General features: G+C 74.4%; 16 protein-coding genes. 9 read left to right on the plus strand and 7 right to left on the minus strand.

Annotation, left to right across the window (positions count from 1 at the left end):
• Nucleotides 1-120 precede the first annotated feature (120 nt).
• Entirely contained in the window at nucleotides 121-1023 is a 903-nt protein-coding gene (locus FYW99_RS32405; RefSeq protein WP_223839205.1) for a hypothetical protein, read from the minus strand.
• A 677-nt stretch (nucleotides 1024-1700) separates the two neighbouring features.
• Here FYW99_RS32405 and folP point away from each other — a divergent pair.
• From folP to FYW99_RS18635, 3 genes are read left to right on the plus strand one after another with little or no spacing between them, the layout of a single operon-like run.
• The gene (gene folP, locus FYW99_RS18625) at nucleotides 1701-2561 is read left to right on the plus strand and encodes a dihydropteroate synthase (protein WP_150253316.1); all 861 of its coding nucleotides are present in this window, start codon (nucleotides 1701-1703) and stop codon (nucleotides 2559-2561) included.
• Between the two features lie 11 nt (nucleotides 2562-2572).
• Nucleotides 2573-3280: a class III extradiol ring-cleavage dioxygenase family protein gene (locus tag FYW99_RS18630; RefSeq protein ID WP_150253317.1), complete on the plus strand. Its 708-nt coding sequence runs from the start codon at nucleotides 2573-2575 to the stop codon at nucleotides 3278-3280.
• Nucleotides 3262-4035 (plus strand): pyrimidine reductase family protein, encoded by a 774-nt coding sequence (locus FYW99_RS18635; protein WP_150253318.1) that lies wholly within the window; start codon nucleotides 3262-3264, stop codon nucleotides 4033-4035. Before FYW99_RS18630 ends, FYW99_RS18635 begins: the two co-directional genes overlap by 19 nt.
• Before the next feature lie 317 nt (nucleotides 4036-4352).
• On the opposite strand, the gene FYW99_RS18640 is transcribed toward FYW99_RS18635, so the two are convergent.
• The 4 genes from FYW99_RS18640 to FYW99_RS18655 form a co-directional block, all read right to left on the minus strand.
• Nucleotides 4353-4949, minus strand: a complete 597-nt coding sequence (locus tag FYW99_RS18640) for a TetR/AcrR family transcriptional regulator (protein ID WP_150253319.1) — start codon at nucleotides 4947-4949, stop codon at nucleotides 4353-4355.
• Between the two features lie 236 nt (nucleotides 4950-5185).
• The gene (locus FYW99_RS18645; RefSeq protein ID WP_150253320.1) at nucleotides 5186-6334 is read right to left on the minus strand and encodes a PrsW family intramembrane metalloprotease; all 1149 of its coding nucleotides are present in this window, start codon (nucleotides 6332-6334) and stop codon (nucleotides 5186-5188) included.
• A complete protein-coding gene (locus FYW99_RS18650) occupies nucleotides 6331-6942 on the minus strand; it encodes a hypothetical protein (protein ID WP_150253321.1) in 612 nt (203 codons plus the stop codon). The genes FYW99_RS18645 and FYW99_RS18650 overlap by 4 nt, the downstream gene beginning before the upstream one ends.
• Nucleotides 6943-7099: 157 nt before the next feature.
• Nucleotides 7100-8041, minus strand: a complete 942-nt coding sequence (locus tag FYW99_RS18655; protein ID WP_150253322.1) for an MBL fold metallo-hydrolase — start codon at nucleotides 8039-8041, stop codon at nucleotides 7100-7102.
• Between the two features lie 201 nt (nucleotides 8042-8242).
• Between FYW99_RS18655 and FYW99_RS18660 the strand changes: the two genes are divergently transcribed.
• The 3 genes from FYW99_RS18660 (at nucleotide 8243) to FYW99_RS18670 (ending at nucleotide 11909) form a co-directional block, all read left to right on the plus strand.
• A complete protein-coding gene (locus tag FYW99_RS18660) occupies nucleotides 8243-10207 on the plus strand; it encodes an outer membrane protein assembly factor BamB family protein (RefSeq protein ID WP_150253323.1) in 1965 nt (654 codons plus the stop codon).
• A 93-nt stretch (nucleotides 10208-10300) separates the two neighbouring features.
• On the plus strand, nucleotides 10301-11290 hold the full coding sequence (locus FYW99_RS18665) for a phosphotransferase (RefSeq protein WP_150253324.1): 990 nt from the start codon (nucleotides 10301-10303) through the stop codon (nucleotides 11288-11290).
• Between the two features lie 166 nt (nucleotides 11291-11456).
• Complete coding sequence (locus FYW99_RS18670; RefSeq protein WP_150253325.1) at nucleotides 11457-11909, plus strand: hypothetical protein; 453 nt, start codon at nucleotides 11457-11459, stop codon at nucleotides 11907-11909.
• A gap of 27 nt (nucleotides 11910-11936) precedes the next feature.
• Here the strand turns inward: FYW99_RS18670 and FYW99_RS18675 are convergent, their stop codons facing one another.
• Both FYW99_RS18675 and FYW99_RS18680 read right to left on the minus strand, forming a co-directional pair.
• On the minus strand, nucleotides 11937-13406 hold the full coding sequence (locus FYW99_RS18675; protein WP_150253555.1) for a bifunctional phosphatase PAP2/diacylglycerol kinase family protein: 1470 nt from the start codon (nucleotides 13404-13406) through the stop codon (nucleotides 11937-11939).
• 673 nt (nucleotides 13407-14079) lie between these two features.
• Nucleotides 14080-15129: an NAD(P)-dependent alcohol dehydrogenase gene (locus FYW99_RS18680; RefSeq protein ID WP_150253326.1), complete on the minus strand. Its 1050-nt coding sequence runs from the start codon at nucleotides 15127-15129 to the stop codon at nucleotides 14080-14082.
• Between the two features lie 327 nt (nucleotides 15130-15456).
• Between FYW99_RS18680 and FYW99_RS18685 the strand changes: the two genes are divergently transcribed.
• The 3 genes from FYW99_RS18685 (at nucleotide 15457) to FYW99_RS18695 (ending at nucleotide 18421) form a co-directional block, all read left to right on the plus strand.
• A complete protein-coding gene (locus tag FYW99_RS18685; protein ID WP_150253327.1) occupies nucleotides 15457-16299 on the plus strand; it encodes an alpha/beta hydrolase in 843 nt (280 codons plus the stop codon).
• Nucleotides 16300-16616: 317 nt separating this feature from the next.
• Entirely contained in the window at nucleotides 16617-17573 is a 957-nt protein-coding gene (locus FYW99_RS18690; RefSeq protein ID WP_150253556.1) for an ATP-binding cassette domain-containing protein, read from the plus strand.
• Nucleotides 17570-18421 (plus strand): ABC transporter permease, encoded by an 852-nt coding sequence (locus FYW99_RS18695; protein WP_150253328.1) that lies wholly within the window; start codon nucleotides 17570-17572, stop codon nucleotides 18419-18421. Before FYW99_RS18690 ends, FYW99_RS18695 begins: the two co-directional genes overlap by 4 nt.
• Nucleotides 18422-18641: the final 220 nt, after the last annotated feature.

Genomic DNA, 18641 nt, shown 5'->3' on the forward strand with positions numbered 1-18641 from the left:
CCGGCCGGAGCCGGTTCGGCCCGTGTGGCTCTGCCCGGTCCGTGGAGCACCTGGTGGGCTGGCCGGAAGTGGTGCCGGTGTGACGCGGGTGGCCCTGACCTGCGGGGGTGAAGGGGCGGGTTAGCCGGTGCTCCCCAGGTGGTTCGTGCAGGCGGACTCGTTCCGCATCTCGTGGCACGGCATGAAGGAGCTTCCGTCGGGGTGGGGGAACAGGGCACTTGCCAACCAGTACTGCTGGGGCTGCGCGGGCAGTGCCTCGGCGAAGAAGGGCTGGTCGCCGTCGCGGAGGATGACCTCGTCGGTGTTCTCCCGGGCGTCGGTGTAGCGCGCCCGGATCTCCCACTCACAGGACTGGTCGTCCACCAGCGCCTCCACCCGCAGCCCGCCCGGGTCCGTTCCGCCGCCGAGGTCGATCCGCCTGTGGCTGAAGTAGCGCAGTCCCTGGTCGGGCCCCTCGTTCGAGACGTACAGCTCCGGGTCGTCCTCGGCCAGGTCCACGATCACCCCCGGATAGGTTGACTCGCCCTGGGGCGGGAACTCCACGACGGTGACGGCTGTCGGCTCCGAGCAGGAGACGTTGACGGGGGTCATGTCCACGATGCTGAGCTGCGAGGTGCGCGTGGACAGCAGGTTCATGGTGAACACGGTCGCGTCGGGCAGGTCGCCTCCCGGCCTCTCCCATTTCCATGCGTCCGGCGACTCCGGGTACAGGCTGCTGCCGTAACGGACCAACCGCCCGCCCAGGGACTGGAGGAAGTCCCCCGCCTCCCTGGCCGGGGTGGCCCGGAGCGTTTCGCCCTCCTGCGCCGTCAGGGGCCGGTCCAGGACGAACTTGAAGTTGTGGGGGACGGACGTGTCGTAGGTGATGGAACTGGTGAACGGCGCCCTCTCCTGGTCCACCTCGGCCTCGGCCGCCCGCTGCTCGCGGAGCAGCGACTCGGTGGACCACAGGTCGTAGGCGTAGGCCGCCGCGTAGCCGCCCAGACTGGCCGCGGCCAACAGCACGAGAGCGACCGCCCACACGCCCAGACGCGTCCGCCGCGACGCGCCCCGGCCCTCGGGGAAGTACCGCTGCTCCAGGATGCCGAAGAACGAGGGCCTGTCCGGTCCGGGTCGCTCCCGCCGCCGTCCGCGCGGCGGCCGGGGAGGCGGGGCCTGCGACCCGCGTCGGGACCTGCGGGGAGGCGGGGGCGGCGAACTCCCCCTCGGCGGAAGCGGACGCGGGGGCGGAAGCGGGCGTCGCGCGGGCTGGGCGTGGTGAGGAGGGGCGTGCGGAGACGGGAGTGAGCGCGGGGGCGGGTGCGGGGGAGAGGGCGGAGGCGCGGACGGGGGCGGCCGAAGGGGTTCCGGCCGCGGTTCGCCGGTTTTCTTCTCCTCGTTCTCGCCCATCGCGAGCGCCCATCTCCTCGGGGGAACACACCTGGGGTGACGGTAACCCGGATGGTGCCCGTCTTCCCGCCCGTGGCCGTAAACGGCCACCGCCCGGACACGCCCTCGGAGAACCGCGGGTGCGTTGGAGTCCGGCCGTGCGGACAAGAACGCGTCGCCGGACCCCCGCGGACGGACGTGCCCTAGTGTTGGCCGCTGGGGGAGGCCCCGTGCGCGAGCACCGGTGCGGACACCGGCGACCGCCGCCCTCGCCCCGCCGGTCGAGCGGCCGGTCCGACGCCGACAGGGAGACAGAGGGAAGTGAGCGGCCGGTGCTGAGACTGCGCGGTCGGGAGTACGACGCGGACACGACGCTGGTCATGGCGATCGTCAACCGCACCCCCGACTCCTTCTACGACAACGGTGCCACCTGGGACGACGGTCCCGCCTTCGAACGCGTGCGCAGGGTCGTGGCCGAGGGCGCCGACATCGTGGACATCGGCGGCGTCACGGCGGGCTACGGCCAGCCGGTCGGCGCCGACGAGGAGAAGCGCCGCGTGGTCGACTTCGTGGCCGCCGTCCGCGCCGAGTTCCCCCAGCTGGTGATCAGCGTGGACACCTGGCGCGCGTCCGTGGGCCGGGCGGTGTGCGAGGCGGGCGCGGACCTGCTCAACGACGCCTGGGGCGGGTACGACCCGGAGCTGGCCGAGGTCGCCGCCGAGTTCGACGCCGCCCTGGTGTGCACCCACACCGGCGGCGTGGCCCCGCGCACCCCGCCGCACCGCACGCGCTACGAGGACGTGGTGCGCTCGGCCGTCGAGGACACGGTCGCCCTGGCCGAGCGCGCGGTCTCCCTCGGCGTGCACCCGGCGTCGGCGATCATCGACCCCGCGCACGACTTCGGCAAGAACACCTGGCACTCGCTGGAGCTGACCCGGCGCCTGGACGAGATGACCGCCACCGGCCGACCGGTCCTGGTGTCGCTGTCGAACAAGAACTTCGTCGGCGAGACCCTGGACCTGCCCGTCGGCGAGCGCCTGACCGGCACGCTCGCCGCGACCGCCGTGTGCGCCTGGCACGGGGCGCAGGTCTACCGCGTGCACGAGGTGGCCCAGACGCGGCAGACGCTGGACATGGTCGCCAGCATCCGCGGGGTCCGTCCCCCCGCGCGGGCCGTCCGGGGACTGGTGTGAGGGAGGAAAGCGTGATCGTCGCAACCGCCGTCTGTCCGCACCCGCCGCTGCTCCTGCGCGAACTCGGCGGCGGCCTGGACCCGCTCGCCGAACTGCGCAGGGAGTGCGCGTCGGCGCTGGAGGCCCTGGCCGCGGCCGAACCGGACGTCCTCGTCGTCGTCGGCGGGCACGACGTCTCCGGAGAGCACGCCGAGGCGCTCGCGCCGGTCCGCGAGTTCGGCGCAACGGGGGAGCGGGTGCCCCGGGAGCTGACGCTGCCGCCGAGTCTGGGCGTGGCCCGAAGGCTGCTCGACACCGTCGGCTACCGCGGGCGCGTGGAGATGCTCAGCGTGGCCTGGGACGCCTCAGCCGCCGAGGCGGAGGAACTGGGGCGGCGGATCGCCGGTCGCACCGGACGGATCGGCCTGCTCGTCCTGGGCGACGGCAGCGCCCGGCGCGGCGACAGGGCCCTCGTGCTCCCGGACGAGCGCGCCCTCGCCTTCGACGAGGAGGTCCGTCGCTGCCTGTCCGAGGGCGACTGGGAGGGCCTCCTCCGGCTGGACCCGGCCCTGGCCGCCGAGCTGATGGCGCAGGGCCGGGCCGCGTTCCAGGTCATGGCGCACGCGCTCGCCGCCGACGCCGATGACGACCGCGGCGGCCCGGTGCGGCCGCGGGTGCTCTACGCCGACGACCCGTTCGGGGTCATGTACTTCGTGGCGGTGTGGCCGTGCGCCTGCTGATGAACGACGCCGCCCCCGGCGCGGCCTCCCCGGGCGAGGCCCTGGACGCCTCCGCACTGGAACGGCTCTACGCCTACCCCGACCGGCCCTGGCTGCGCGCCAACATGGTCGCCAGCCTGGACGGGGCGGCGGCCGGGAACGACGGCCGCACCGAAGCCCTCAACACCCCCGCCGACCTGGTGGTGTTCACGCTCCTGCGCGACCTGGCCGACGTGGTCCTGGTCGGCGCCGGAACCGCGCGCGAGGCGGGCTACCGGCGGGCGGGCCCGCGCACCGGCGACAGGGCGGCCCGCGCCGTCGCCGAGGGCCGCGCCGAGCGGCCCGAGATCGCCGTGGTCAGCGGCGCCGGACGGGTTCCGCCGCTGCTGGCCGAGCCGACCGGGGACGGCGGCGGGGTGCTGCTGGTGACCTGCGAGACGGCCGGGGACGAGGCCCTGGACCGGGCGCGCGGCACCCTGGGCGAGGACCGGGTGCTGGTGTGCGGGCGCGAGCGCGTGGACCTGCGCGCCGCGGTCGACGCCCTGGTCCGGCGCGGCCTGCCCCGGATCCTGTGCGAGGGAGGGCCCCGCCTGCTGGCCGACGTGGCCGCCGCCGGTCTGCTCGACGAGATGTGCCTGACGGTCGTCCCGCTGATGGCCGGGGGAGTCCAGCAGCGCGTCGCGGTCGGCACGGCGGCCGACGCGCCGCTTGTGCCCGGTGTGCTCATCGAGTCCGGGGGCACCCTGCTCCAGCGCTGGCTGCGCCCGCGGGACTGACCACCGGACCGCCGGGCTGTCGGGTCGCCGGGCCGCCGAGCCGCCGTGTCGTCGTGCGGAGCGCCTTCCAGGGGCCCGGCGGGAGCGCCGCTGGCCGCCTAGTGGGCTGGCCGAAAATGTTGCCGGTGTGGCGCCGGGGACTCTCCTCCCCGGTGATCTTGCTACTGGTGCCACTGTGGACCGTCGACAGTGCCTCTGGGAGCAAGATCATCCTCGATGTGCACGCCCCGGTGAACCTTTCCGGTCACCGCACTAGCGGGGCCCGCTCCCCGCAGCCGACTGCGGGGAGGGCCCTTCGCGGTGGGGGCTGGTCGCGCTCACCGCCTTCTGCGGTCGGCGGCCCCCGCTCCGCCCTCGGAGGCCCCGCCACCCCCGCCCACCAGCGGGGCCAGCACGAAGTCGGCCAGCGGGAACGCGTGCTCGTCCACGTGCTCGCGGGCGCGCTCGCGCTGGCCGGGACCCATGGTCAGCGCGTGCACCAGGACCGTCCCGTACAGCGCCTCGGTGAAGGGCTCGGTGTCGGTGCCCGGGACCAGCTCGCCGCGTTCGACGGCCCTGCGCACCATGTCCGCCATCCCGTCGCGGTGCACGCGCACCAGCCGTTCCTGGAGGCCCACGAAGGTCTCCATCCCGGTGGTGGCGTCCACGGCCACGCGCAGGGTGACCCAGCCCGACGGGGCCAGGAAGTGGCCGAGCAGGGCCGCGGCCAGCGCGCGGGTGTCGCCGCGCAGGCTTCCGGTGTCGGCCGTGGCGGGCGGCCGGGTGTGCTCCTCGATGGCGTCGGCGAGCAGGCGCTCCTTGGTCGGCCAGCGCCGGTACAGGGCGGCCTTGCCCACCCCCGCCCGGCGGGCCACCCCGTCCAGGGTGAACGCGGCCCAGCCCGCTCTGCCGTACTCGACCAGCGCCGCCGCCATCGCCCGCGGCGTGAGGCTGGGGTCGCGCGTGCGCCCCCGCCCGGTTCTCGGCGGTGTCGTTCTGGTGCCCCTTCGTACTCGCTCGCCCATGGGGCACGTTATGCCCAGGTAACGGCTGCTGAAAATACACGGCCCCGTCCACGTGGGCGTTCGCGGGCCGTGGCCGGTGCCGTCCGCGCCGTCCGCTCCTTGTGCCACCCGGTCCGCATGCCGTTCGGTCCGCACCCGTCCGCCGGTCACGGCGTCCGGCGCACCGCCCGGTCCTCGGCGATCACCAGCATCTGCTCCTGGCGCCGTTCCACGGCGGGCCGCTCCGGGGCCGCCACGTGGCGCAGCTCCCTGACGCGGCCGCGCCGGTTGGCCAGGGCCACGGCCGCCGACCGCCGCATGCCCAGCGCCCCGCCCTCGGAGGCCAGCGCCGCGCGCACCCGGTGCCGGTGGGCCTGCCGGACGGTGAAGTACACGGCCATCGCGGTCAGGAAGACCACCGCGACCTTGAACACGACGCCGCCGATCCCGGAGAACAGCGGTGAGTCCAGCAGCCAGTGCAGCGCCATCGCCAGGACCACCAGGAGGGCGGCGGCCACCGCCCGGCGCCTGCCGGGCCGCCACGCCACGGCCGCCAGCAGGCCCACGGCGGTGCCCGCGACCGCCGACATCGCCCAGTGCGAGCCCAGCCCGGTCAGGACCAGCCGCACCACGGTCGTCTGCACCACCGGCGCCAGTCCGCCGGTGCCGCCCGCCTGGACGATCGCGTTCATCGAGTAGACGAAGTTCTCCGTCACCTCGAAGCCCAGCCCCACCAGGGAGCCGATCACGAACCCGTCCACCGGGCCGCGCACCGCGGCGGGGAAGGCCACCGCGACCAGCACGATCCCGGCGAGCTTGAGCAGCTCCTCGTTGAGCGGGGCGGTCAGGGCCGCCCCCCAGACCTCGGAGAAGGGCAGCCCCAGGCTCTTGGACCAGATCGAGCCCAAGCCCGCGTTGGCGACGACCCCGCCCGCCGTCGCGGCGGTCAGACCCCAGGCCACCGCGGCCACGGAGGCGTCCAGGGCGGGGTCGCGCACCGGACGGATGCGGCGCAGCACCCAGAACCCGAAGGCCAGCGTCACCAGCCCCAGGAACACCGCCAGTGCCGCCTCGGAGAAGAAGACGCGCACCAGCCCGGTGAACCGCAGCGCCAGGTAGCCCAGCCCCACCGCGCACAGCACCCCGATCAGGGCGAGCGCCGTCAGCGCGGGCAGCCGCTGCCCGTGGGCGTGTCTGCCCTGCGGCGGCCGCTCCGAGGCGTGCCGGGGGCCGGACTCGTCCTGGCGTGCGCTGCGCGGTGAGGGCACGGAGCCCCGGTCCGTCGCGGCCGGGCGCTCGTCGGGTTCGGGGTTCACGAGCCCTCCCTGGTGAAGGAGACCGAGCGCGCGACGTCGGCGACCGCGCTGAGGTCGGCCGGGGTCGCCTCGCGTCCGGCCAGGGTCATCTCCACGGCCAGCTGTCCGTCGGGGGAGGGGTAGACCACCGCGGCGCCGTCCCCCTCACGGCTCTCCAGGGCCCCGGTGAGCCCCTCGACGCCGTCCCGGGTGGAGATGGCCTCGGGGGCGCCCAGGCGCGCCGTCGCCTCACCGGCGCGCACGATCCTCCGCAGGCCCGCCCACAGCTCCTCCAGGCTGGGCGGCGGTGAGGTCACGGGGGTGACCGAGTTGAGCGTCAGCTCCACCGGGCCCCGGTGGAAGCGGTAGATCTGTCCGGCCTGGCTGGTACCGGTGTTCAGGTGCCAGCCCTCCTGGGGGAAGGTGAGGGAGGCCCGGTAGCCGCCCGCCGATCCCACGGGCACCGGTTCGCCGGAGGGAACGGACTCCGAGCCGGGCAGGAGAGCGTTGACCAGCGGCCAGGCCACCACCAGCAGCGCGATCGCCGCCGCGGCCACGCCCAGTGGCACCCAGTTGCTGCGGGGGCCGCGCCGCCGTGCGCGCGCGTCCTCCCCGGTCGCCTCCGCCATGGCGTCCCCCCTCGTCACCCACGGTGATGCCCTGTCACGGCAAGCGAAACATCCGGGGGTGCGTGCGTTGGTGGCACGGCGTCGACTTGGCGCACGTTTACGGTGATTTCACCAATTCGGGGGGTCGGCGGGAGGGCGCGGTGACCGGACGGGGCGCTCAGAGGCTCGTGGGCATCGGGCCCCCGTTCCACTCGACGGCGTCGGACAGCGCCGTGGTGAGGTCCATGTCGGTCCCGGTGAGGTCGGCGTGGGCGCGGTGCAGGTTGAGCACGATGCGCTCGGCGTCGTCCCAGTCGCGGAACCCGCCCAGGTCGCAGGCCCTGGCGTTCTCCAGCGGGGTGAGCCCCCGGGCGACCCCGTCCCGGGCGGTGTCCAGCACGAACCGGTAGTACCGCTCGTGGGCGCCCAGGACCGCGTCCAGCTCGGCGGCGCCCAGCAGCGGTCCGTGCCCGGGGACCACGTGCTCGGGGCCGAACGCGTGCAGCCACTCCAGTGAGCGCAGCGCGCCCTCCAGCGAGCCCATGAACACCAGCGGGGTCAGCCCGTGGAAGACCAGGTCGCCGGTGAACAGTACGCGCTCCTCGGGCAGCCAGACCACCACGTCGCCGGGGGTGTGCGCGGTGTGGCCGGGGTGGCGCAGCTCCACGCGCCGCCCGCCGGTGTGGACGGTCAGCTCCCGGTCGAGCACGATCGACGGCAGGCACCGGGTGACGTTGCCCCAGTCCGGCGGGGGCGACCAGAACGGCGGGCAGGCGTCGAGGATCGGGTCGTGCGCGAGCGCCTCGCGCATGGCGGCCTGCCCGATGAGCGCGGCGGAGTCGGGCAACAGACTGTTGCCGTAGGTGTGGTCGCCGTGCTGGTGGGTGTTGACCGCCCACCGGACGGGTGCGCCGCCGGTGGCGCGCGCCAGGGCGCCGAGGAACGCACGGGTGCGGGCCTCGGTCGCGCAGGTGTCCACCACCAGGAGCCCGTCGTCCCCGGCGACGGCGCCCGCGTTGTTGACCCACCAGGTGCCGTCCGGCTGCACCCAGGCGTACACGCCGTCGACGACCTCGGTCAGGCTCGCCGCCTCCGGCCCGGGGTGTCCGGCCTGGCCCATGGGAGTCCTCCTCGCGTTCGCGGCCTTCAGGGGAGAGAAGAAGGAAGAGGGTACAGCGCTTCCCGGGTCCGTCGTGGCCGGAACCGGTCGGTGAGGGAAACGGCGCCCGTACGCGCTGTTATCGTGACGACCGCATATCCGGGTCGGGTGCCTTCGGGCGCACGCGCACGCCCTCGGACGGGTCAGGGAGCAGGCAAACACGTGAACAGCGAGGCGGGGACCTCCCCGGGTTCCTTCCGGGAGGGGAACGCCCACGGAGCCGGGACCGGGCACCGGGACGCGAACGGTTCCGAGGAGAGCCCGGAGCGTGGGGAGGGCCCGCATGGCCGCGACGACGAGGCGGCCCCCCGGACCGGAGACCGGCCGGGACGTCTCCGCGCGGCCCGGCCCCTCCTCTCCGCCCTCCTCGCCTGGGCCGGGACGGGACTCGTCGCCAGCGCCCTCCTGCTCTCGGTGCCCCTGCTGTTCCAGCAGGACCCCGAGGAGGACCTGGGATGGGGCCCGTCGCTGCCCGTGGCGTTCGTGGCCGGACTGGCACTGCTGGTCCTGGTGCTGCGCCGCTCGGTGCCGAGGGAGGCTGGTCCGCCGGGCCGCGACCCCGCGGGGCCGCTCCTCCTCACGGCTCTGGCTGCGGGTGCCGCGCTGCTGTCGTACCTGGCCTACCGCTCCTTCCCGCGCGACGCCTTCGCCCGGCTCACGGAGAACGGGGACACCTGGACGCCGTCGGTCACGGGAAGCCTCCAGTGGGTGGCGCTGTGCGCGTTCGCACTGGGCTTCCTGGCGCTGCTCCTCGCCGTACGCCGCCCGCGTTCCCGGCCGGGCGGGCGCGCCTGGACGGGGTTCGCCGCCGGTGTCCTGGCCGTGGCCACGGCCGGGTGGGCGGCCGTCTCCGAGGCCACCCACCAGCCCGTGGAGCACGTGGTCGCCGCCCCCGGGACCGCTCCGGGCACGCCGACCACGGTCACCCGGGTGGGCTGGACCTGGGAGAGGCCCGAGGACGCCGGGATCGAGCGGATCGTGGCCGGACCGCGCGGGCCGGTCGTGCTGCTCGGGGACGGAATGGTCGGCCTGGACGGCGCGAGCGGTGAGGAGCTGTGGACCTACCGCCTCCCCTTCGGCTGGTACACGAGCGCGGGTGCGTCCATGGGGGGCGACCTGGCGTACGTGAGCTACCGGCAGGACCCCGACGACAGCGGGAGCGGGCGGATGACCGTGGTCGACACGGCCACCGGCGAGATCACCAGGGAGGTGGCGGCACCGCCTGAGGAACGGTTCGACACCGGGGATCACCACTTCCTCGGTGTCCTTCCCACGGGCAGCCTCCACACGGGTTCCGACGAGGAGCCGGGAACGCTGATCGCGTACGGAGACGCCGGAGAGGGTGAGCTGTGGACCTTCACCCCCCAGGACCCGGAGACCGCATGTGACATGGAACGGCGGGTCCTTCTCCACGAGGACCTGATCCTGGCGGCGTACCTGTGCTGGGGGGAGTCGGATGTCCGGCCTCTCGTCGTTCTCGGCCTGGACGCTCGTACCGGGGAGCAGAGGTGGCGCACGGAGGTCGGGGATCCGTACCCGAGCGGCTTCATGCGGATCTTCTGGGAGGAGCACGTCGTGTCGGAGGGGGAGTACCCCGTGGTGGGCGTCGGTTCCGATTCCGGTCCCGTCACTTTGCTGGACCCGCGCACGGGCGCGGTGGCGGGCGAGTTCCCGGAGTTCCTGATGGAGGATGACGACGAGGCCAGCCAGGAGTACCGGGTGATCCGTTCGGGATACCGGGGACGCGTCCACGCCGACACCGGAGGCGCGGTCTACATCGAGCGGCACGGGAACGACGGGCACCTCGTCCACCGCGTCGACCCCTCCGGCGCGCTGGTCCGCACCACCGTGGTCCCCGAACCGCCTTCGGGGCAGGACGAGATCCGCGACGCCGTCGCCGTGGGGGACACCCTCCTGGTACCGAACGAGGACCAGGAGGTGTGGGGCGGCGAGACCTCGGCGTCCGTGCGCGTGGTTCCGCTCGGGAAGGAACAGGGCGCGTCAGAGGGCGGCGGGACGGTGCTCGGGATCGGCTCCGGCGTGAACCCTCGGCTCCTGCCCGTCCCCGGTGCCGTCATCGCCTACGACCTGGAGGAGACCACCACCGTGTACGGCCTGGTGCCCTGACCCGGCCCGGTCCTCCCCGGAAGGCCTCGCGGACGCGCCGCACCCCACCGGACCTTCCCGGCCGCGGCGCGGACCGGCTGGTAGTTTCGCCGCATGCGCGAACGGCTGACGGACCTGGAACCACGCCTGCACGACGCGCTGGCGGTGTGGGGCATCCACGCGACCGCGCTCGACCACGTCCCCCTGGGTTTCGGCGACCACCACTGGAGCGTCACCGACACCTCGGACCGCCACTGGTTCACCACCGTGGCCGACCTCGCCCACAAGTCCTTCCTGGGCCCGGACCCGGTCTCTGTGCGGCGGCGCCTCGCCCGGGCCATGGACACCGCCGCCCGGCTGCACGACGACGAGGGGCTCGGGTTCGTCGTCGCGCCCCTGCGCACCCCGGGCGGGGACACCGTCGTCCCGGTCGGCGACCGGTACGCGCTCAGCGTCTTCCCCCACGTGGAGGGCGAGTCCGGTGACTTCGGTCAGGAACTGGCCGACGACCGGCGGGCCCGGCTCCTGGACACCCTCGCCCAGCTGCACCGGAGCGCCCCGGGCGACGCGCCCGCCGTCGGGGCCCGGCTCCCCGGTCAGGACCGGCTGGCCGCGCTCCTGGACCGCCCCGCCGCGATCGGCGACGCGGGACCCCACGCCGCGCCCACCGCCGACCTGCTCGCCGAGCACACCGCGGTGCTGCGCGAGCGCCTGGCCGAGTCCGACCGCGGCGCCGCCGCCCTGGAGGGCGCGGCCGCGGTCCTCACCCACGGCGAACCCCACCCCGGCAACCTGCTGTGGCGCGGGGACCGCCCGCTCCTGGTCGACTGGGACACCGTCGGCCTGGCCGTCCCCGAACGCGACCTGTGGCTGGTCACCGACGACCCCGCCGAACTGGCCCGCTACGCCGAGGCCAGCGGGCACGAGCCCGACCGCGCGCTGCTGGACCTGTACCGGCTGCGCTGGGACCTGCGCGACGTCGTCGAGTTCGTCGACTGGTTCTCCGCGCCCCACCAGGGCGGCCCCGACACCTCCCAGGCCTGGCGGGACCTGGTCCGCACCGTCGAACGCCTCGGCGCGGGGGAGCGGTCCGGCGCCCGCTGACACCGGCGGAATCCGGCGGCCACGGCGGGTCGCGGCCCGCCCGCCCGTCCTGCGGTCGGTAGCATTCCCATGGCTCTCAGTGACCGAAAAGAGCTGTCACCAGGGCGGCCGGGCCGGATCCGGCCGACCGGGCACGCCACGGACCCGACCAGGTGTTGGAGCGACAATGAACCTGCCCCTCAGCAACCGCGACCTGCCGCTGCGCGTCATCACGGGGGCGTTCGTCCTCAACTCCGGACTGGAGAAGCGCGGCGCCGACGAGGAGACCGCGCAGGGCCTCCACGGGATGGCGGCGGGGACCTACCCCTTCCTCAAGGACGTCGACCCCACCACCTTCGCCCGGCTGCTGTCGGCCGGTGAGATCGCCCTGGGCGCAGCCCTGCTGATCCCCGTCGTCCCGAGCCGCGTCGCGGGCGCGGGCCTGACCGCGTTCGCCGCGGGCCTGCTCGGCCTGTACCTGCGCACTCCGGGCATGCGGCGCCCCCAGAGCCTGCGCCCGACCGAGCAGGGGCTGCCCCTGTCCAAGGACGCGTGGCTGCTGGGGGCCGGGCTCAGCCTCCTGCTGGGCAGCGACACCGGCCAGAACTCCTCCCGGAGTTCCTGCCGGCGCCCCCGCTGACGGTCGGGGCCGACGCCGTGCCGGTGTTCACCCGTTGGTCTCGATCGTGGGCACGAAGACCCGCAGGGCCGCGTGCCGCTTGGTGAAGACCACCGTGCGCGAGCCCTCCACGACCTCGCCGTCCACGGCCAGCAGCCTGGGCTCGCCCGGGATGGTCAGCGTCAGCCTCGTGGTCAGCCGCTCGGAGTAGCCCTCGCCGTGCGCGAACTTGCCCAGCAGTACGTCCGCGACGGCGCGCAGCCGGGGGAAGGGCGCCCGGGCGGTGAGCACCCGCACGTCCAGCCGCCCGTCGTCCAGCTGCTCGCGCAGCGCGGGCACCCGTCCGTGCGTGCGGTAGCGGCAGTTGCCCACGAACGCCCACCACACCTTGGTGGGCTCGCCGTCGACGACCGCGGAGATCGGACTCACCTCCCGCAGGTCCTGCCACAGGGCCAGCGCGAACGCGGGCCACTTGCCGATCCGGTCGGCCCACTTGTCGCGCCGGTCCACCATGCGCGGGTAGGAGCCGAACGAGGACGTGTTGAGGAAGATCCGGCCGTCCACCTCGCCCACGTCCACCCGGGCCAGCCGCCCGTCGTCGAACGCCCGCAGCGCGGTGTCCACCGAGGACAGCCCCAGCGTGCGGGCGAAGTTGTTGAGGGTGCCGTCCGGCAGCACCAGCAGCGGGCGGTCGTGGTCGAGCGCCGCCCGCGCCCCGGCGTTGACGGTGCCGTCGCCGCCCGCCACCGCCAGAACCTCGCTGGTGCGCGCCGCCTGGTCCATGACCCCGACCACGTCGTCGTCCGCCGACAGCGGGATGATCCGCGCCTTGGGCAGCGCCCGCGCCACCCTGCTCGTGACGTCGGCCGCGGTCAGCCCGGGCACCGTGCCCGAGGCCGAGCGCGGGTTGACCACCACCGTCACCCCGTCCCCCTCGCGGTCCACGTCGGTCTCCCCGTCGGCGACGGTGCGCGCGCCGAAGACCAGTTCGGGGCGGGGCGGCACCACCGTCCCGGCGATCAGGGCCGCGCCGCACCCGATGGCCACCCCGGCGAGCACGTCGCCGGGATAGTGGACGCCGCTGTGCACGCGTGAGAACGCCACACCGCCCGCCAGGAGCGCGACCAGTCCGGCCAGCGGCTTGGGCGCGTCCGTCATGACCCCGGCCGCGTAGGCCGCGGCCGCGGCGGTATGCCCGGAGGGGAAGGAGGTGCTCGGGTAGGAGCGGTAGGGGCTGCGCGCGGCCGGGACGGCCGAGTTGTCCGGGCGGGTGCGCCCCGACAGCTGCTTGACCCCCGCCGAGATCAGATTGGCGGTGCCCGCGGCCAGGATCGCGCGCAGGGCGGTGCGCCGCAGCCTGGGACCGCCCGTGGCGGCGAGGGTGGCCGACATCAGGAACCACGGCGCCATGTTGTCCGTCGCCTGTACGAACTTGGGGGTGTAGGCGTCCAGGGACGCGGGCCCCATCCCCGTCACGCGGTCGTAGACCTTCTTGTCAGCCCGTTGGAGTCGACTCATAAGGCTCATCGCCCCAGAGTGGGCAAAGTGCCGTCAGATGTCCATAAGGGCGCGCCCGCAGAAGAGCCTCCACTGTGTTGATGTCATCACACACGATGTTGGTTTCGGTGGGAGGCAGCCGCCGGAGGCGCGGCCCGCGCGGTGTCGAACGGCGCGGTGTCGAACGGAGCGCGGGAGCGGCGGAGGGAGAGGGCGGCGCAATGTCCAGGGTGACCAGGAACTCGGGTTTCGTCTGGGCGGCCGTCCCGGCCCGCACGGAGGCCGTGGAGGTCGCCGCCTCCACCTCACCGGCGACGGCGGCCCCACCGGCGGCTTCCGGATCCTGGACACCGCCGACCGGCGCCACTACGGCGTCCACCCCGACCTCGGTGGCGGGGCGGCGGGACGGTACGTGGGGGAGCCCGGTGTGGAGTACCGGATCGAGGTCCACTCGCCACCGTTGGAGGAGGGGGCCGACACCGTCACGGGCGCCGTGCACCACGCGGTGCGCGCCGGGGCTCCGGAGGGGGAGTCGTACCGGCTCAGCGCGTTTTCGCGGCAGCAGTCGTGCCTGCGTCGCCGCCAACAACCCCAAGCAGGAATGGCGTGGGGGAGAGACCTGATGACGGCCCCTCCCTTTCCCTTGTTTCCTTATCCCGGAAACCTGCCGGACGCCCGGGGACGCCCGGGGCGGTCAGCTCTGGTGCGGGACCACCACGGCGCGGCCGAAGATCTCCCCGGCCTCCAGCCTCCGGTAGGCCTCCAGGGCGTTGTCCAGGGTGAACCGCTCGACCTCCGGCCGGATCTGCCCCGCCCGGTACATGTCCACCACCTCCCACAGCTCTCCCACCGTCCCCCAGTAGGTGTTGGTGACGTAGGACTCGTAGGGGGTGGTGAAGAACGAGAACTCGTGCGTGCCGCCCGCGATCCCCACCACGGTCAGGCGCCCGCCCTGGGCCATCGACGCCGCCGCGGTCGCGATGGTCGGCGTGATGCCCACGAAGTCGAAGGCCGCGTCCACGCCCCGGCCTCCGGTGATCTCGCGGATCTCCTCGACCTGGCGTTCGCCCGCCCCCACGGTGACCGCGCCGTTGCGCTCGGCCCAGGCGCGCGGCTCGGCCTTGACGTCGGTGGCGATCACCGTCGCGCCGGTCAGCGCCCGCAGGATCTGCACGCCGATCTGCCCCAGACCGCCCAGGCCGATCACCAGGGCGTGCCGACCGCCGCCCTCCAGGTGCGGCAGCGCCTGCTTGACGGCGTGGTACGGGGTCAGGCCCGCGTCCGACAGCGGCGCGGCGTCCACGGGGTCGGCGTCGCCCAGGGGGACCAGGTGGTGGGCGGGCACGGTCACGTACTCGGCCATGCCGCCGTCGCGCCCCAGCCCCACCGCCGCGTAGGGCATGGTCGCGGCGTTCTCGCAGTAGTTCTCGTGGCCCTGGACGCACATGCGGCAGTGCCCGCATCCGATCGGCCCGTAGACCATGTAGGCCTCGCCGACACGGACGCGCTCGCTCACACCGGGGCCGAGTGCCTCCACCCATCCGGAGTTCTCGTGCCCCAGGACGAACGGCGGTTTCTGCGCCCCCGTCTGCCCCTCCTTGAAATGGCGGTACACGCTGACGTCGGAGTGGCAGGCGCCCGCTCCGGCCACCCGCAGGAGCACCTCGCCCGGACCCGGCTCGGGCTTGGGAACGTCGGTGAGTGACGGGAACCGTTCGTAGTTCTCGAAGACCACGGCTCGCATGGAGTACCTCCAGGCTCTCGCGGAGAGCGGACACCGGCGCGCACGACGACGGCACTCCCGGTGTCCGCATGGCCGCTCGACGCTGTCCGTCCAGTTCACGGCTGTCTGCCCACGCATCTACCCGAAAGCGTCCGGTCTTATTTGTCGGTTACGTCCGGATTCTGTCGTGCACTGTACGGCCGGGAGTAGTGCCACCACCACGAAGCCGGGTGGTCGACGCCAGACCCGGTTCGGGGGGACAGCGCCATGGAGGCCGACCCCGCCGCGGACCTAGCGTGAGGAGCACCGTCCCCCACCTGTCGGCACTCGAACTTCCCCTGGAGAGTCATGATCGCGGCGGGCCCACGTCACGCTTCGCCTCCCACCCCCCTGCGCTACGAGGAACGCGAGTGGCACGGCCTGCGGCTCCTGGCCCACGACGAGACCGGAGACGGGCGCATCGTCGAGGCGCTGGGGGACGTGGCGGCCGCCGACCACATCGTGGTCCTGGTCCCGGGTAACGACAACTACCTGGGCAACTACTTCGACGCCAACCGCCCCACCCGGCCCAGGGTCAACGGGGGGACGGTCCTGCGCACCATGCAGGCCCTCGCCCCCGGCGAGCGCTCCGCCGTCGTGGTCTGGGTCGGCTACGACACCCCGCGCGGCTTCGCCGAGGCCGCCTTCCGGGGTCCCGCCGAACGCGGCGCCGAGGACCTGGCCCGCCTGACGTCCTTCCTGCCCCGCACCGCCCGCATCACGCTGGTGGGCCACAGCTACGGCACCGTCGTGTGCGGACTGGCCCTGCGGCACGGGCGCGTGGACGACTGCGTGGCCCTGGGCAGCCCCGGCATGGGCGGGAACTCCGTCGCCGACCTGGGCTTCGACGGCAACCTGTGGGCGGCGCTGGGCCCCGCGGACTGGATCCGCTTCTTCCCCCGGGGGCGCTGGCGGGACCTGGGCCACGGGCCCTCGCCGCTGCGCCCCGGGTTCGGCGCCACGGCCTTCGCCACCGGCCCCATCCCCGGGCACTGCTCCTACTACACCGAGGGCAGCGAGTCGGTGCGCAACATCGCCCGTATCGGCCTGGGCCGCCACGCCGAGGTCACCCGGCCGGACGTGCCCGCCCAGCGGACCCGCCCGGGCCCGCGCCCGGCACCCGGGGCCCCGGTCACGGAGGCCGCGCCGTGAGGCCCGCCCGCGACCCCGCCGTCGATGACAGCGCTGTCGATGACCGTGCTGTCGAGGGCAGAGGCGTCGGTGACCGGCCCGTCGACGATCGCGTCACCGGCCACCGCGTCGCTGACGACCCTGCCGCCGGTGCCGCTCGCCGGGCCACCGCGCTCCCCCACACCGCCCCCCGTGCCGCTGATGCCGGTGCCGTCCGCCGTGCACCCGAGCGCCCCGAGGACGAGGCCCCCGCCGAGGACCGGCGCGCCGTCCGCGGACCTTCCCCCGAGCGGGGCACCGCACGCGAACCCTCCCCGGGCCACCGCGCCGCAGACCCGGTGATCCTGGCCCGGGACGTGCGCAAGTCCTACCCCGGAGCCCGCGGACGCGCCGCCCTGGACGGTTTCGACCTGGAGGTGCCCCCCGGCGCGGTGCACGCGCTGCTGGGGCCCAACGGCGCGGGCAAGACCACCGCCGTGCGGGTGATGGCCACCCTGCTGCGCTTCGACTCCGGACAGGTGCGCGTCGCCGGGTTCGACGTGGCGCGCCAGAGCGCGCGGGTGCGCTCGCGCATCGGCTTCGCCGGTCAGTACGCGGCGCTCGACGAGATCCTCGACGGACGGCGCAACCTGGAGATGTTCGCCCGCCTGCACCACCTGGGGGCGCGGGCGGCGCGGGCGCGGGCCGCCGAACTCCTGGAGCGGTTCGGCCTCACCGACGCCGCCCACCGGCCGGTGCGCGAGTACTCGGGCGGCATGCGCCGCCGCCTGGACCTGGCCGCGAGCCTGATCCCCGACCCCGCCGTGCTGTTCCTGGACGAGCCCACCACGGGCCTGGACCCGCGCAGCCGCGCCGAGGTCTGGCGATCCGTGCGCGACCTGGCCGAGGGCGGTACGACCGTCCTGCTGACCACCCAGTACCTGGAGGAGGCCGACCGCCTGGCCGACCGGATCTCGGTGGTCGACTCCGGGAGGGTCATCGCCGAGGGCGCCCCCGAGGAGCTCAAGACCCGGGTCGGGGGCGGCCGGGTGGAGGCCGTGGCCGCCCACGCCGACGCGCTCTCGCCGGTCGCGGAGGTCCTGGGCCGCGTGGCCGGGGCGCTGCCCGAGGTGGACGCCGACGCCCTGCGGGTGTCCGTGCCCTTCGACGGCCGGGGCGCGGGACTGGCCAAGGTGGTGCGCGCCCTGGACGAGGCGGGGCTGGACGTGGAGGACATCGCCCTGCGCCGCCCGACACTGGACGACGTGTTCCTGGGCCTGACGGGCCGCCAGGGCACGGAGGAGGAGGCGTCATGATGTCCGTGACCGAGGCGGGGCGACCGGCCCCGGAGGAGCCCGGCCCCCTGGCGCGGATGCGCTGGGCGGTGGCCGACACCTGGGTGGTGGCGCGCCGCTACCTGCTGCACCTGGTGTACAAGCCCGACGAACTCGTCGGCACGCTGATGGTCCCCGTCCTGGCCGTGCTGCTGTTCGGCTTCGTCTTCGGCGAGGCCATGGGCGCGGTCATGGACGCGCCCGGCGAGGAGTACCGCGAGTTCCTGATGCCGGGGCTGTTCGCGCTGACCATGGCCTTCGGGATCGGCAACACCACGATCGCGGTGGTCACCGACGCCGGACGCGGCGTGGTCGACCGGTTCCGCACGCTGCCGATGGCCCCCGCCTCGCTGCTGGCCGGGCGGAGCCTGGCCGACGTGCTCTCCGCGGTGGTGGACCTTGCGGTGCTGGCCGGGATGGGGCTGCTGGTCGGCTGGCGGTGGCACGAGGGCCCGCTCTCCGCGCTGGCGGCACTGGGGCTGCTGTTGCTGCTGCGCCTGGCCTTCACCTGGATCGGCATCTACCTGGGGCTGGTGGTGCGCAGCCCGGAGGCGGCGATGAAGTTCTTCTCGCTGGTCTTTCCACTGGCCATGGTCGCGGACACCTTCGTGCCCACCGACACCATGCCGGACTGGCTGGTGCCCGTGGCCGAGTGGAACCCGCTGTCGGCGACGGTGATCGCGGCCCGCGACCTGTTCGGCAACCCGGTGGCGGCCAACGACTCCTGGATCGCGCAGAACGCGCTGCTCATGGCGGTGGTGTGGCCGCTGGTACTGATGATGGTCTTCGTACCGCTGGCGCTGCGGCGCTACCGGAGGCTGAGCCGCTGAGGCAGCGGCGGTGGCCGCTCCCCGCGCTGTGCGGGGCGCGGGCCCGACGACGCGGCCCGTGCCGACCGCGCCAGCGGCTCCGGTGACCAGGGGGCCTGGGGGAGGGACGGCCCCTTCCGCCGCCCCGCCGTACGCCACTCCCGGGGAGATCTCCGGTTCTCCGGTCCGGGCCGATGAGTTCCCGCCGCCTTCCGAGTCCGTACACGTGAACGAACCGCAC

Origin of the sequence: Nocardiopsis deserti (genome assembly GCF_008638355.1) — a bacterium.
GTDB classification, from domain to species: domain Bacteria; phylum Actinomycetota; class Actinomycetes; order Streptosporangiales; family Streptosporangiaceae; genus Nocardiopsis; species Nocardiopsis alborubida.

What these genes read in the sequence shown, in the direction of transcription:
- FYW99_RS18640 (WP_150253319.1), bottom strand. Translation starts at nt 4,949, where the DNA reads ATGGCGGCGGCGCTGGTCGAGTACGGCAGAGCGGGCTGGGCCGCGTTC.
- FYW99_RS18675 (WP_150253555.1), bottom strand. Translation starts at nt 13,406, where the DNA reads ATGAGTCGACTCCAACGGGCTGACAAGAAGGTCTACGACCGCGTGACG.
- FYW99_RS18685 (WP_150253327.1), top strand. Translation starts at nt 15,457, where the DNA reads ATGATCGCGGCGGGCCCACGTCACGCTTCGCCTCCCACCCCCCTGCGC.
- FYW99_RS18655 (WP_150253322.1), bottom strand. Translation starts at nt 8,041, where the DNA reads ATGGGCCAGGCCGGACACCCCGGGCCGGAGGCGGCGAGCCTGACCGAG.
- FYW99_RS18695 (WP_150253328.1), top strand. Translation starts at nt 17,570, where the DNA reads ATGATGTCCGTGACCGAGGCGGGGCGACCGGCCCCGGAGGAGCCCGGC.
- FYW99_RS18650 (WP_150253321.1), bottom strand. Translation starts at nt 6,942, where the DNA reads ATGGCGGAGGCGACCGGGGAGGACGCGCGCGCACGGCGGCGCGGCCCC.
- FYW99_RS18680 (WP_150253326.1), bottom strand. Translation starts at nt 15,129, where the DNA reads ATGCGAGCCGTGGTCTTCGAGAACTACGAACGGTTCCCGTCACTCACC.
- FYW99_RS18670 (WP_150253325.1), top strand. Translation starts at nt 11,457, where the DNA reads ATGAACCTGCCCCTCAGCAACCGCGACCTGCCGCTGCGCGTCATCACG.
- FYW99_RS18665 (WP_150253324.1), top strand. Translation starts at nt 10,301, where the DNA reads ATGCGCGAACGGCTGACGGACCTGGAACCACGCCTGCACGACGCGCTG.